15 protein-coding genes are annotated in these 13516 nt (G+C 37.6%); all 15 read right to left on the bottom strand.

Features of this window, described 5'->3' with window-relative positions; translation table 11 throughout:
• Positions 1–43: 43 nt before the first annotated feature.
• Positions 44–583 (bottom strand): ORF6N domain-containing protein, encoded by a 540-nt coding sequence (locus tag J7E57_RS01710; protein ID WP_215129983.1) that lies wholly within the window; start codon positions 581–583, stop codon positions 44–46.
• 92 nt (positions 584–675) lie between these two features.
• The gene (nuoF, locus tag J7E57_RS01705) at positions 676–2043 is read right to left on the bottom strand and encodes an NADH-quinone oxidoreductase subunit NuoF (protein ID WP_215129981.1); all 1368 of its coding nucleotides are present in this window, start codon (positions 2041–2043) and stop codon (positions 676–678) included.
• Positions 2044–2118: 75 nt separating this feature from the next.
• Positions 2119–2634 carry a complex I 24 kDa subunit family protein gene (gene nuoE / locus J7E57_RS01700; RefSeq protein WP_215129979.1) on the bottom strand — a complete coding sequence of 172 codons (516 nt, stop codon included), beginning with the start codon at positions 2632–2634 and terminating at the stop codon, positions 2119–2121.
• Positions 2627–3841 carry an NADH-quinone oxidoreductase subunit D gene (locus tag J7E57_RS01695; RefSeq protein ID WP_215129977.1) on the bottom strand — a complete coding sequence of 405 codons (1215 nt, stop codon included), beginning with the start codon at positions 3839–3841 and terminating at the stop codon, positions 2627–2629. Before J7E57_RS01695 ends, nuoE begins: the two co-directional genes overlap by 8 nt.
• Positions 3842–3844: 3 nt before the next feature.
• Positions 3845–4345: an NADH-quinone oxidoreductase subunit C gene (locus tag J7E57_RS01690; RefSeq protein ID WP_215129975.1), complete on the bottom strand. Its 501-nt coding sequence runs from the start codon at positions 4343–4345 to the stop codon at positions 3845–3847.
• Positions 4345–4887: an NADH-quinone oxidoreductase subunit B gene (locus J7E57_RS01685; RefSeq protein WP_108197409.1), complete on the bottom strand. Its 543-nt coding sequence runs from the start codon at positions 4885–4887 to the stop codon at positions 4345–4347. The genes J7E57_RS01690 and J7E57_RS01685 overlap by 1 nt, the downstream gene beginning before the upstream one ends.
• A gap of 207 nt (positions 4888–5094) precedes the next feature.
• Positions 5095–5466, bottom strand: coding sequence for an NADH-quinone oxidoreductase subunit A (locus tag J7E57_RS01680; protein WP_029274758.1), 372 nt, complete (start codon positions 5464–5466; stop codon positions 5095–5097).
• 82 nt (positions 5467–5548) lie between these two features.
• Complete coding sequence (locus J7E57_RS01675; protein WP_251029767.1) at positions 5549–7222, bottom strand: tetratricopeptide repeat protein; 1674 nt, start codon at positions 7220–7222, stop codon at positions 5549–5551.
• Between the two features lie 182 nt (positions 7223–7404).
• A complete protein-coding gene (locus J7E57_RS01670) occupies positions 7405–8310 on the bottom strand; it encodes a PstS family phosphate ABC transporter substrate-binding protein (RefSeq protein ID WP_215129971.1) in 906 nt (301 codons plus the stop codon).
• A gap of 8 nt (positions 8311–8318) precedes the next feature.
• The gene (locus J7E57_RS01665) at positions 8319–8546 is read right to left on the bottom strand and encodes a hypothetical protein (RefSeq protein WP_215129969.1); all 228 of its coding nucleotides are present in this window, start codon (positions 8544–8546) and stop codon (positions 8319–8321) included.
• Positions 8547–8552: 6 nt separating this feature from the next.
• Positions 8553–9371 (bottom strand): energy transducer TonB, encoded by an 819-nt coding sequence (locus tag J7E57_RS01660; RefSeq protein ID WP_215129967.1) that lies wholly within the window; start codon positions 9369–9371, stop codon positions 8553–8555.
• Positions 9372–9389: 18 nt separating this feature from the next.
• Positions 9390–9896: an ExbD/TolR family protein gene (locus J7E57_RS01655; protein ID WP_029274770.1), complete on the bottom strand. Its 507-nt coding sequence runs from the start codon at positions 9894–9896 to the stop codon at positions 9390–9392.
• 3 nt (positions 9897–9899) lie between these two features.
• Complete coding sequence (locus J7E57_RS01650) at positions 9900–10514, bottom strand: biopolymer transporter ExbD (protein ID WP_215129965.1); 615 nt, start codon at positions 10512–10514, stop codon at positions 9900–9902.
• Between the two features lie 78 nt (positions 10515–10592).
• The gene (locus tag J7E57_RS01645; protein ID WP_057931433.1) at positions 10593–11423 is read right to left on the bottom strand and encodes a MotA/TolQ/ExbB proton channel family protein; all 831 of its coding nucleotides are present in this window, start codon (positions 11421–11423) and stop codon (positions 10593–10595) included.
• 298 nt (positions 11424–11721) lie between these two features.
• On the bottom strand, positions 11722–13317 hold the full coding sequence (gene pckA / locus J7E57_RS01640; protein WP_215129963.1) for a phosphoenolpyruvate carboxykinase (ATP): 1596 nt from the start codon (positions 13315–13317) through the stop codon (positions 11722–11724).
• Positions 13318–13516: the final 199 nt, after the last annotated feature.

The raw sequence follows: 13516 nt of genomic DNA, 5'->3' as shown, positions 1-13516 counted from the left end.
ATACTTCTACCATCATTGCGAGGTACGAAGCATTTTTTTTAGTTTATTTTTCTTTCGAAATCCTGTAACCAATTTCTTTTCTTGGTTGTGCTTTCTGCTCAAGTAGTTCATCAAAATATTTAAAGATTACTTCAATATTTTTATCCTGATTATCTACCTTCTTTTTAATCTTTTCTACTTCTAATCTTAAATTAAGATTAGAAGATAACAGCTCTCTAATCTCCGTAAATACTCTCACAATTTGAATATTTACTGCTATTGCCTGATCACTATTTAGAACACTTGCTAGCATCACTGCCCCATGTTCGGTAAAAGCATGAGGTAATGCTGAAGAGAACTTTAATTTATTCAGGTGTTCAAACTGCAAAATTAAACTGTCTTTCTCCTCTTTAGTAATTTGAAACATGAAATCTTCTGGAAAGCGTTTTATGTTTCGTTTTACTTGTTCATTTAATCTCTTAGTTGTTACTCCATAAAGTTCAGCTAAGTCACTATCAACCATCACTTTTTTATCTCTCATTTCAATTATTTTATTGAGGATAATTTCAGCAGGTATCTTTACTAGCAACTTATCTTTACTCATATTTTCATTTTCAGTATTTTCAAGGTGGTCGCAATTTGCGACCAGTTCATATTAAGCAACTCTCAACGTCACAAATTCAGACCTTGTAATTTTTATTTCTCTTCCGTTACCGGAGCTTTCTCAATCGGGTTTGCATAATTTGCAATACCATAGTTTTGGCTCTGGCTTTTAACAGGTTCTTTAATGTGCCATTCAAATTCATCTCTAAAGTGACGGATTGCACTGGCTACTGGCCAGGCTGCTGCATCACCTAGCGGACAAATTGTATTTCCTTCAATTTTGCGTTGAATATCCCACAATAAATCAACATCTTCCATTTTACCATGGCCGTGTTCGATTTTGTGTAACACTTTTTCCATCCATCCAGTACCTTCACGACAAGGAGAACATTGTCCACAACTTTCGTGGTGATAAAAACGGGCAAAATTCCAGGTATTACGAACAATACACTGATCTTCATCAAAAGCGATAAAACCGCCTGAACCCATCATGGTTCCGGTAGCAAATCCACCTTCTGATAACGATTCGTAACTCATTAAACGAGGTTCGCCATTAGCGTATTTCAAGGTTAAATTAGCAGGTAAAATAGGCACAGATGATCCACCTGCAACCGTTGCCTTTAAACGTTTACCATTGGCAATACCGCCACAATACTCGTCTGAATAAATAAATTCTTCTACTGGTAAACCCAATTCGATTTCGTAAACGCCTGGTTTTACTAGATTACCTGATGCGGATATTAATTTTGTACCTGTACTTCTACCAATACCAATTTTTGCATATTCATCGCCACCATCGTTGATAATCGGCACAACTGCAGCAATAGATTCAACATTGTTAACCACTGTAGGGCAACCATATAACCCTGCAATTGCCGGAAATGGTGGTTTAATCCGTGGATTACCTCTCTTACCTTCAAGCGATTCTAACAAAGCAGTTTCTTCACCACAAATGTAAGCGCCGCCGCCTGGCTGAACATATAATTCTAAATCGTAACCTGTTCCTAAAATATTTTTACCCAACCATCCTGCAGCTTTAGCCTCAGCAATTGCTTTTTCTAAAATGCGGATCTGAGGCATCATCTCTCCCCGTACATAGATGTAAGAAACCTTAGCACCTAATGCGAAACTCGATACAATCATTCCCTCAATTAATGCATGGGGAATATAAGTCATCAAATAACGGTCTTTAAAAGTTCCTGGCTCTGATTCATCAGCATTACACACCAAATAACGTGCAACACCCTCTGGTTTAGCCAAAAAGCTCCATTTCATCCCGGTTGGGAAACCCGCACCTCCGCGACCGCGTAAGCCCGATTTCTTAACTTCTTCAACAATCTCTTCAGGTGTTAAAGTTTTAAGGGCTTTTTCCACAGCACGGTACCCGCCTTTTTGGCGATAGACTTCAAGTGTATTGATGCCCGGTACGTTTATATGCTCAAGTAACAGTTTTCGAGACATTTTAATTAGTCTATAGTCTGTAGTCCATAGTCCATAGCCATGAGTCAAAACGACTCTCGACTTAAGACTTTCGACTTAGGACTTATTTTTCAAATCTTCAATCAATTTATCTACACTGGCTTCGGTAAGGTTTTCGTAGAAAGTATATTCGGGGCTAATCTGCAACACCGGACCGAAACCACAGGCGGCTAAACATTCAACTCCTCTAAAGCTGAATAAACCATCGGCAGTAACTTCACCTTCTTTAACACCTAACTTGTTTTCCAAGTGGTTTAATATTTTTTCGGCACCAACCAAGCAGCATGGACCAGTACGACAAACCTCCAAAGCATATTTACCTTGTGGTTTTAAGAAGTACATGCTATAAAATGTTGCTACCTCATAAACTTCAATCGGTTGGATATTTAAATATTCAGCAACTTTATCCATTGCCGATGTACTTACCCAAAGGTATTCTGCTTGTACCAGGTGCAAAAGCGGTAGCAAAGCTGATTTGCTCTTATCTTCCGGATAACGGCTTTTTACATCATCAAATTTGGCCAGCAATTCTGATGAAAACACTACAGGTGTTTGTTCTTCTACTTTAAGCATCTAATTCTCCTGCAATAATATTCATACTACTCATGTTGATAATGGCATCAGACAATAACATGCCCGCGCTCATTGGTGCAAACATCTGGTAGTTTACAAAACTTGGTCTGCGGAAGTGTAAGCGGTACGGTGTACGGCCTCCATCGTTAATCAGATAGAATCCTAATTCACCATTTCCGCCTTCTACAGCGTGATAAACTTCTGCTTTAGGTGCATCAATTTCACCCATCACAATTTTGAAGTGATAGATTAATGCTTCCATATTGTTGTAAACTTCTTGTTTTGGAGGAAGGTAAAATTCAGGAACATCAGCATGAAAAATACCTTTTGGCTCTGTTTTTAGCTTCACGAGCGCTTGCTCGATAATGCGGAGACTTTGCCACATCTCTTCATTACGCACTAAATATCTGTCGTAAATATCGCCACTTGTACCTACCGGAACTTCAAAATCGAAATCCTGGTATGAAGAATAGGGATCGCTTACACGAACATCATAATCTACACCGGTAGCACGCAAAAGCGGACCTGTCCAGCTGTATTCTAAAGCAGCTTCTTTAGTTACTTCTGCAACACCAGCCGTTCTATCAATAAAAATACGGTTACGTGTTAACAGGTTTTCGAACTCTTTTAACGCTTTAGGGAATTCTTTTAAAAACTTATCAATTTTAGCAAAGGCGATATCATTGAAATCTCTTTCAAACCCACCAATACGACCAATATTTGTGGTTAAACGTGCACCACAAACTTCTTCGAAGATTTCGTAAATGTGCTCGCGGAACTGGAAAAGGTATAAGAAAGTGGTGGTGGCTCCGGTATCCTGACCAATAATCGTGTTACAGATAATATGATCGGCAATACGCGAAAGCTCCATAATGATTACCCGAAGATAATCTACACGTTTCGGCATCTGAATATTTAACAACTTCTCAACCGTCATGTGCCATCCCATATTGTTAATAGGCGACGAGCAATAGTTTAAACGGTCGGTAAGTGGTGTAATTTGATAAAACGGGCGATGCTCGGCAATCTTTTCGAAAGCACGGTGGATATACCCAATGGTAGAAACGCCGCTTACAATACGTTCGCCATCTAATTGCAAAACGTTTTGAAAAACGCCATGTGTTGCAGGGTGCGTTGGGCCTAAGTTTAAGGTTACCAGCTCACTTTGCGGGTCGTTATCTGTAAATACCGGATGGTTATGATTCATAGTTTACCTTCCAAAAAATTCGTCTTTTTTATCTACTCTGTTCGGATCTTCCAATGGATATTGTTTCAACATCGGGTGAACACCTAAATCGTCCATATTTAAAATACGGCGTAAATCAGGGTGACCTTCAAATTTAACCCCGAACAAATCGTAAGTTTCGCGTTCCATCCAGTTGGCACCTTTCCAAACAGTTGTTGCTGTAGGGATAGTTGGATTTTGTTCTGAAATGAAAACCTTAATCCTAATCCTAACTTTCTCTACCATGTTGTGCAAATGGTAAACCACTGCAATACCATGATCTTTACCAGGATAATGAACCGCTGTAATATCGGTCAAGAAATTAAAACTCAAATCGTTTTTAAGGAACGATAATACATTGATGATAACATCTTTGGTGGTTGCAAAAGTTAATAAGCCATATGGCTCAGAAACTCCGGTTACCTTTTCGCCAAACTTATCGCTAAGTTTTGCCAGAATATTATTATTTAGCGTCGTTTCTTCCATTATTTAATGCCGTATTGACCTAAAAGTTCTTTGTAATAATCAGAATTTCTTCTTCTGCCCGACTCGTTTTTCACTAAATCCTGAATACGTTGAAAACCATCTAAAATGGCTTCAGGTCTTGGCGGACAACCCGGAACGTAAACATCCACCGGAATAACCTCATCAATACCTTGCAATACGGAATAAGTATCGAAAATACCACCGCTACTTGCGCAGGCACCAACAGCCATTACCCAACGTGGCTCTGCCATTTGGATATAAACCTGTTTTAATACCGGGGCCATCTTTTTTGCGATAGTTCCCATAACCATTAAAACATCAGCCTGACGGGGAGAAAAACTTAAGCGTTCGGCACCGAAACGACCAAGATCGTAGTGGGAACCCATGGTTGCCATAAACTCGATTCCACAACAAGAAGTTGCAAAAGGTAAAGGCCATAATGAATTTGAGCGGGCCAAACCAATCACTTTATCAAGAGAAGTGGCGAAAAAGCCAGATCCTTCTATTCCTGGAGGCGCATCAACTATATTAATTTCACTCATGTTTATAAACAAAAAATGCTCATCCCTTTGCAGAATGAGCAACAAATTTACAATATTTTAAAGGCAAACAAACTAGCTTTACTCGATTTAGAACCTTTCTAAATAACCAAAATGACTATGAGTTAGTGTAAGTGATACACATTCGGTTTTCAGTTCTCAACTTTCAGTTCGCAGTTTTGAAATTGCTAACTGAGAACTGCCAACTGACTAGTTCCAGTCTAAAACTTTTTTCTTAATTACGTAGATAAAGCCTAGCAACAATGTACCCATGAAAATGAACATTTCGATCATTCCATCCATCCGTAATGTACGAAAATTAACCGCCCAAGGATACATAAAGATAACCTCCACATCAAACAGTACAAATAAGATGGCTACTACAAAATATTTGATAGAGAAAGGCTGACGTGCATTACCTACTGATTTAATACCAGCCTCAAAAGTTTCTAATTTATCACTTGTTTTACGTTTTGGACCTAAAAAGTGAGTAGCAACCAATGTGGTTACCACAAAACCTAAAGCAACAATTACCTGAAATATAATTGGTAAAAAATCTATAGCCGAACTCTGCGCTTGCATATTATTTATTTTATGTTGCAAAAATAAAAGAAAAAGGCAGAGTAACCAAACTCTGCCTTTTCTAAATTATTTAACTTTTTAATTATTTACCTTTAGCTTTTGGTTTTGCAGCAGGTGCAGGTGATTGTAACTCTTTTAATCTAGCCGCAGCGTAAGTGTCTGCAGGATCTAATGCCAGACTTTTGGTGAAAGCATCAATGGCCTTAGCTTTATCCTTATCCGAATACCAAGCGCCAATGTTATTATAAGATTCTGATAAGTTAGTCTTATTTGCAGCTACTTCTTCAGGTTTTACCAAACTCACATATTTCTCAAAGTATGGTATTCCGGTTCCCTTTGGATTAGCTTTGTCATCTACTAAATTTGCAATTCTTCCTCTTACAAAGTATCCTAAGGCAAATTCTGGAGAAACTTTAGCTAAATGGCTTAAAGCAGAATCTGCCTCAACTAATGCAACAGTATTAAGCGGTTTTTTCTCTTTCTGGGCAATGTAAGCTTCGTAGAATCTAGTTTGACCTAAATAGTAGTAATTAGTAAGCGATCCTTTTCCATTAGGATTATATTTAATGGCCATTTGGAAAAGTTCAGCGGATTTAGCATATTTCTTTGCCTTCATTAAAGCTAAACCAGCTTCCGCCAAAGCGTCGGCATTGTTTGAATCAATTTTAGCAGCCTCAATAATATTTTTTACGGCTAAACTATCTTGACCAGCTTGCAATTGTGATTTTCCTAAATAAAGATAATCGTTTCCTAAGATTCTAGATTTATCCTTTTCTTTGGCAAAAAACTCGGTCATGCTTGTTAAAGCTGCTGGATAATTCTTATTCTCATAAGCGGCCCAGCCTTTAAGTCTAGCTACTGTGTTTGCCTTTGGATTATTTGCTGGAACTTGCAAAGAAGTGGCCACTTGCTCTAAGGTTTTGAAATCTTTTGCATAGAATAAAAATTGAGCATAACGCAATTGAGATTCCAAAGATTTATCAGTTAAATCCATGTATTTTTTATAATTCTCAATCGCTTTTGCTGCTTTTTCTTTATCTGTACCAAAGCTACTCCATTGTAAGTATAACTCACCTAACTCGCGGTAAGCAGGGCCATAGTTTGCATCAGCAGCAATTACATCTTGTAATTCTTTTTCACCCTCAGGAAAAGCCCTAGATTCTTTGTACATTTTACCAATCTGCGTTTTGGCTCTCCTGTTATTTGGATCAACATCACCAACCCGCATATAAGGGCCTAATGCCTCTGAATTTTTTTTCTGTAACGCATAAGCATCACCTTGTGCCAAGAAAACTTCCGCATCCTTATCTTTAGAATCTAATTCATCAGCTTTGGTAATGTTAGCCAAAGCGCTAGTAAAATCAGGTTTAGATACATCATCACTAGGTTTATCCTGTGCTAAATAAGCTTTACCGATATACAAATAAGTTTTGTAATCTTTTGCTGCCAAAGCTACTGCCTTGTCGAAATTAGTTTTAGCAGAAGTTGGGTTATTAGATAACATATCTGCTTCACCTAAACCAATTAAGTTTAAGTTGTTTTTTGGATCAGCGGTAATACCCTTGGTAAATACGGTTCTGGCCGAGTCAATATAACCGGTTTTCAAATAAACCAAACCAAGATTGTAATAGTTATTACCATCAGTTGCTTTTGAGCTCACCAATGACTTAAGCATTGATGATGCTTTCTGATACTGCTCCGCGTCGATGGCTTTTTTCGCGTCATTTAAATCTTGAGCAAAAACTGCAGAACCCATCAACACCAAACCTACATTTAAGGTTATTGCTTTCTTTAAAATTTTCATAGTTCTTTATTGTTTTTTAATGGTGATGAAGCTTGCATAGCCATGCAGGTTTCATCGGATATTCTGTTTTTTTATTTAATAAAAATGAAGTGTCTCTTTAGATTTACTTCGTGGTTCAATTTATAATTTTTAATTTAATTTCCTTTTGTCAGGTTAATTTGCCTTGGCATTAATTTATGCGGGCCAAGTCCAGATTTAAGTACAATCAATTGTCCCCTCTGACTTCTTAACCATGTTGCAAATCCTGTGCCTAAACCATCTCTTCCCTCGCAATCTATAATATTTATATTTCTTAAGAAAGGATAAACACCGTTAATTAAGTTATCTTGAGTTGGTTTATAGAACTGATCGTCTCCTACCTTGCCTTTTACATTCTTTACACCCAGCACTTTTATTTGAGAAAGGTACTCGCTCATCTCTGTATCTTTGTCAGTGATCCAATTCACGCCCAAAATACCAATAAAATTTTTATCTTCTGCAATAAGTTTAATTACTTCTTTGCTAGAATTTTTAGAGTAAACACCTGTAGCTGGAAATTGGCTGATATGGGCCAACTCTTTAAAATATTGAAAGGTACTTGAATAAGCGTTATCAAAGACCAATTTTTTATCTGATTTCTTCCCCTGTAATATATCAATCACCTCTTTAACGTTAATTGTACTATCCATATTGCCCTGATTGGTAATTAAAGCAAGACCATCAATGGCAAAACGCGAAGAGTTGATTTTGATATTACGCTGGTTATAATACTTTTCTTCTGCTTTGGTTAATAACCTTGGTAAAATAATTACCCTTACACTATCGTTAAGAAAAGCAGGCAATAATTTTTCTTCAGGTTTTACTGTTGTCTGAAATTTTGCATCCGGATAATCCAAACTAAAAATATCGATCTGATCTTGAACAATCGGTCCAACACTTTCATCAACCAATATTTTCAAGGTACCGCTTGTTCTGGTTTCTTTAACTGCATTGGCTTTATTTTTACGCTTGCAGGATACAAGTAAAGCTAGTACACAAAATATTAAAAGGAAATTTTTCATTGAAATGATTAATCGCGCCTTCCAAGGCTTAAAAGTCTTACAAATGCATAAATAATTAAGAAGATACCGATTGTGATGCGGCCCCATTGCGGAATAGTGCTCAAGCGCAGGGCAATTGGCTCATAAAATATAAATGCAAAGCCCAATACCACATAAAAAACGAACATGACAAGGCCTAAAATGAGCAAAAACCGCTGTTTAGGCGATTTTTGCTTAAAAATATCAAAATTTAACATCTACTATTAGTTCAATGTAAAGTTAACGTTGATGTTGTATTTTACCCTTACCGGCTTACCATTTTGGATACCTGGGTTCCAACGTGGACTAGCTTTCAATACACGGATGGCTTCTTCATCAGTTCCGCTACCCAAACCACGGGTAACTGTGATATCTGTTAATTTACCATCTTTTTCAACAACGAAAGATAAAAATACTTTACCTTGAACGTTGTTTTCTTGTGCCATTGGCGGGTACTTTATTGCTTTACTTAAGTATCCATAAAACTTAGAGATACCTCCAGGGAATTCTGGTTGTTTCTCAATACTAACAAAGTCGTAAACTTTATTATCATCAACCGCAACAGCAGCTTCTCTTTTTGGTCCTTCACCTACCGGTTCAGCGATAACAATATCTGCTGTTGGGTCACCTTTAATATCTCTCTGCCCTGGATCTGCTTCCTTCAATTTTTCAACCGTAGGTGGTTCATCACGAACCTCGATATCTGGTTTTACAATTGGAGGTGGCATTTTCACCTGGTCAACTTTTGGTGGTGGTGGCTCTACCGGTGGTGGTGGCGGTGTTTTAGGATCTACTGGTGGTGGTGGCGCTAAAATTACTTCTTGTGCTTTTAATTGCTCATCTTCATGATCCATTGAGCCTTTAATCAGGCTATAGATTTTAGGAGAGAAAAATAACACAATAAATATAATAGAGCCGATAATTAATGCTTTTGAGGTGTTGGCACCATTGCTTTTACGCAATTGATACGCACCGTAGGTTTTGTTTTTATCTGCAAAAACCACTTCAAGCCATTCTTTTCTGAATATATCTAACTTCGACATAACTATTGGTTTTACTGATTATAAAATTCCTTTTTCTTTCATGAACTGCTTCTCATTGTCAAGGATGTTATCATCATCAATCTGACGAACCTTAACTTTAAGAATTTCCAGCTCATCCATCATATCTACAAAGTTTTGGAATGTAGAACCTGATGTTGGTTTTACCAGTACAACAAAGTCTCCAGCAACGCCCGAGGCATCAGCTGCCTTTCTATTTTTAACAATAGCATCTTCGATTTGTGAACCAGATTCTATAGTTGGTGCGCTTTCGCCAGCTACTCCCATGTACCATGCTACCTTATTGCTTTTACCCAACAAAATAGTCATTGTTTTACTTGCTTTCAGCTCCAATCTGTTCTCAGGTAACTTTTCGTTCTTATCTGGCTTTGCAATATCCATCGCTTGAGGCGTAGAGATTACCGTTGTTAAGATAAAGAATGTTACCAAAAGAAACATTAGATCCACCATCGGAGTCATATCAACCCTTGGGGTGGCTTTCTTCCCGCCTGTGTTTAATTCTGCCATTTCTTATTTCTTTTTAGCTTCAGAGTTGGTAACCAATAAAAACTTGTTTACACTTTGTTTCTGAAGTACATCAATAATCTTTTTAACTACCGGATATTCTTCTTTTGCATCACCTTTGATACTGATACGCATATCCTGATTATTAAGCTCCTTAGTTGCTCTACGCGCATTTAAAACCCAATCGTTTAACTGATTGTCAGTCGAATCTGAAGGTATACCAGGTTGTACCCCTGGTTTCATACGATCACCACCATTTAAAGCAATAAGTGATTTTAAACTCTGGATCGGAACGCCGAAACTTCCTATGTTCGAAAAGCGTTGTATCTCTAACGGTGTGAACGATATTTTGTACTGTTCGCCCATTAGTTCTAATGTTTTCGCTCTTACTTTTGTACCTGCTACTTCAAAGAAAACTTTCCCTTGCCCAATGGTTAATGTCGCATTGTTTTCTACCGGTACCTTAAACTCATACGTCGATGAAGGTGTAGAAACGGCTAGTGGTTCTGGTTGCCTTGCTGTAGCAGTTAAGATGAAGAAAGTAAGTAACAATGAAGCCACATCACACATGGCAGTCATATCTGTTACTGTACTTGTTCTTTTAACTTTAATTCTAGGCATAATATTTTTTACTAGTTTTAATAATGATGATCTTTTTTCCGGTTTTCCATAAAGCCGGTAAAAATTTTTTCAAAATTCTTATTTATGCGAACTAGCGTATGTTTGAACGATGCTGAAACCAGCCTCATCGATAGCGTAAGTTAACTTGTCGATTTTAGAAGTTAATACGTTATACATGATAATTGCCACAGTAGAAACCAAGATACCTGTCGCAGTGTTGATCAATGCCTCAGAGATACCTACCGCTAATGCTGACTGATCTGGTGCTCCAGAGTTTGCTAAACCGGCGAATGCACGGATCATACCTGTTACTGTACCCAATAAACCTACTAATGTACCGATTGATACCAAAGTTGCAATTACTGTTAAGTTTTGCTCTAACATTGGCATTTCTAAAGCTGTAGCTTCTTCAACCTCTTTTTGGATTGCAACGATTGATTGTTCAACATCCATATTGGTATCTGCTTCAACTTCACTGTATTTTTTCAAGCCAGATTTAATTACGTTAGCAACTGAACCTTCTTGTTTATCACACTCAGCTTTTGCTGCTTCGATGTTACCTGCGCTTAATAAACCTTGTACTTTGCGAATGAAAGTGTCTAAGCTAGATTTTCCACTTGCTTTACCAATAACGATGAAACGTTCGATAGAGAATACAATTACTACTAATAGTAATCCAACTAAGATCGCTACGATAGGACCTCCTTTGTAAGCTGTTCCAAGATAGTTACCAGGTAATGGTAATTTTTCTCTGTCACCATCGATAAAGTTACTTCCTTCTCCGAATACGAATCTCCAAACACAGAATCCAATGATAATACAAATTGGAATAACGAATGTTGCAAATACATTTGAAGCGCTAGAAGAGCTCTCTTTTTTAACAGTTGTTGGTTTTGGTGCGTTTGCCATTTTTTTTGAAATTTTAGTTTTAGTTCTTGTTTTTAATTTTTAGCTGTTTTTTTCTTTTGTACTACACTCAACGTTTCATATCCGAAATTGTTGCGAAAAACAAATTTATAAATTGATTTTAAATTACAAATTAATAAATCAATAAGCAATTAAATCGTTACTTAGAATTTAGTTTCGGTAAATCACCTAGGGTGTATAACAAAAAAATTGCCCCAGCCGAGGCAATTCTTTCACAATAAAAACTAAAAAAAAATCGAATTGCAAATTTTTCGCTCAAAAAATGCATTTTAAAGTGCATTTAACATAATTTTAACGCTTCGTGTCTGCTTTTTGGTACTTTTGTCAGTTCGAACTGCTTGAAATTCTCAGTAAAGGCATCCGACAGTTCGTAGGCTTTCAAAAAGTATTCTTCCTGATTGCTCCATGTTTTGGAGGGGTCTAAAATTTCGTCCGGCACCCCAGGACAATTTAACGGCATCATCAATTTAAATACATGATGTTGCTTATATTTATTATGATCTAAGTCTCCATTTAACGCTGCCGTAATCATCGCTCTGGTATAACTTAATTTCATCCTTTTACCCACGCCATAAGCTCCACCGCTCCAACCCGTATTTACTAACCATACGTTTACCTGGTGTTTTTCCATCTTCTCGCCCAATAGTGCGGCATATCTAGATGGGTGCAATGGCAAAAAGGCTTTACCAAAGCAAGCCGAAAACGTTAACTGAGGTTCTGTCACCCCTGTTTCTGTTCCTGCAACCTTGGCTGTATATCCGCTCATAAAGTGGAACATGGCCTGTTCTACATTCAATTTTGAAATTGGAGGCAATACGCCAAACGCATCTGCAGTTAAGAAAAAGATATTTTTCGGAACAGCCGCTATTGATGGTAAAATCGCATTGTCAATATAATCTATTGGATAAGCCACGCGGGTATTCTCCGTTTTACTGATGTTGCTATAATCAACCTCCTTCGTGCCTGGAAAAAAATTGATATTCTCCAGCAACGAGCCAAATTTGATTGCCTTAAAGATCTGAGGCTCTTTCTCTTCGGTTAAGTCTACGCATTTTGCATAGCAACCGCCTTCGAAGTTAAATACAGAATCTTTACCCCAGCCATGTTCATCATCACCGATCAATCCTCTTTCGGGATCGGCAGACAAGGTGGTTTTTCCCGTCCCTGACAAGCCGAAGAATATAGCGGTATCGCCATCTTTACCCACATTGGCCGAACAATGCATGGATAGCGTATTCTTATATACTGGCAGGATAAAGTTTAAAACAGAAAAAATTCCTTTTTTAATTTCACCGGTATAACCAGTTCCCCCGATCAAAATCATTTTCCTGGTGAAATTGATGACGGAGAAGTTTTCCTGTCTGGTTCCGTCAATAGCCGGATCGGCCAAGAAACCTGGCGCAGCAATGATAGTCCACTCTGGTGTGGTCCCCAAACGATCCTCTTCAGGGCGGATAAACAAATGATGAGCAAAAAGATTCTGATAAGCAGTTTCTGTAATTACCCGAATGGATATATCGTAATCCGGGTTGGCACAGGCTGAAGAATCGCGGACATAGATTTTCTTATCTTCAAGGTAATTTGTTAGCTTATAAAACAGCTGATCGAATTTCTCCGGAGAAATTTTAATGTTTACATCGCCCCACCAAACCTGATCTTCGGTTACTTCGTCGCATACAATAAAACGGTCTTTAGGAGAACGTCCGGTAAACTTTCCGGTGTCAACCGCCAGCGCTCCTGAAGCAGCCAGCGTACCTTCTTTATTTAATAAGGCATCATCAATTAATTCCGTTGGAGATAATTGGTACTTTACAGCAATGTTTCCACCTAGATTTAAATAGCCTAAATCTGGCGTTTGCAGTTTCTTTTTGCTCATAACAATAAGTTAGTTAGTACAGCAAAGGTAAATACTTATCACCCACAAAAACTAGTTTTGAAGCGTAATTTTTTACATATTGTAGCAAATACACTATTATGTAAACATTTTATTTACAGATGTTTACACCCATTTTTACAAGATAAAAAAAATTAAAAAATTACACTAAGTATAAAAACAGAATCTCTGCTTACAGCGT

The organism is Pedobacter sp. ISL-64, from assembly GCF_018613605.1.
In the GTDB taxonomy this organism is placed as follows: Bacteria; Bacteroidota; Bacteroidia; order Sphingobacteriales; family Sphingobacteriaceae; genus Pedobacter.
The sequence above is the reverse complement of the archived record's forward strand: the minus strand, read 5'-3'. Positions and strand labels throughout refer to the sequence as shown.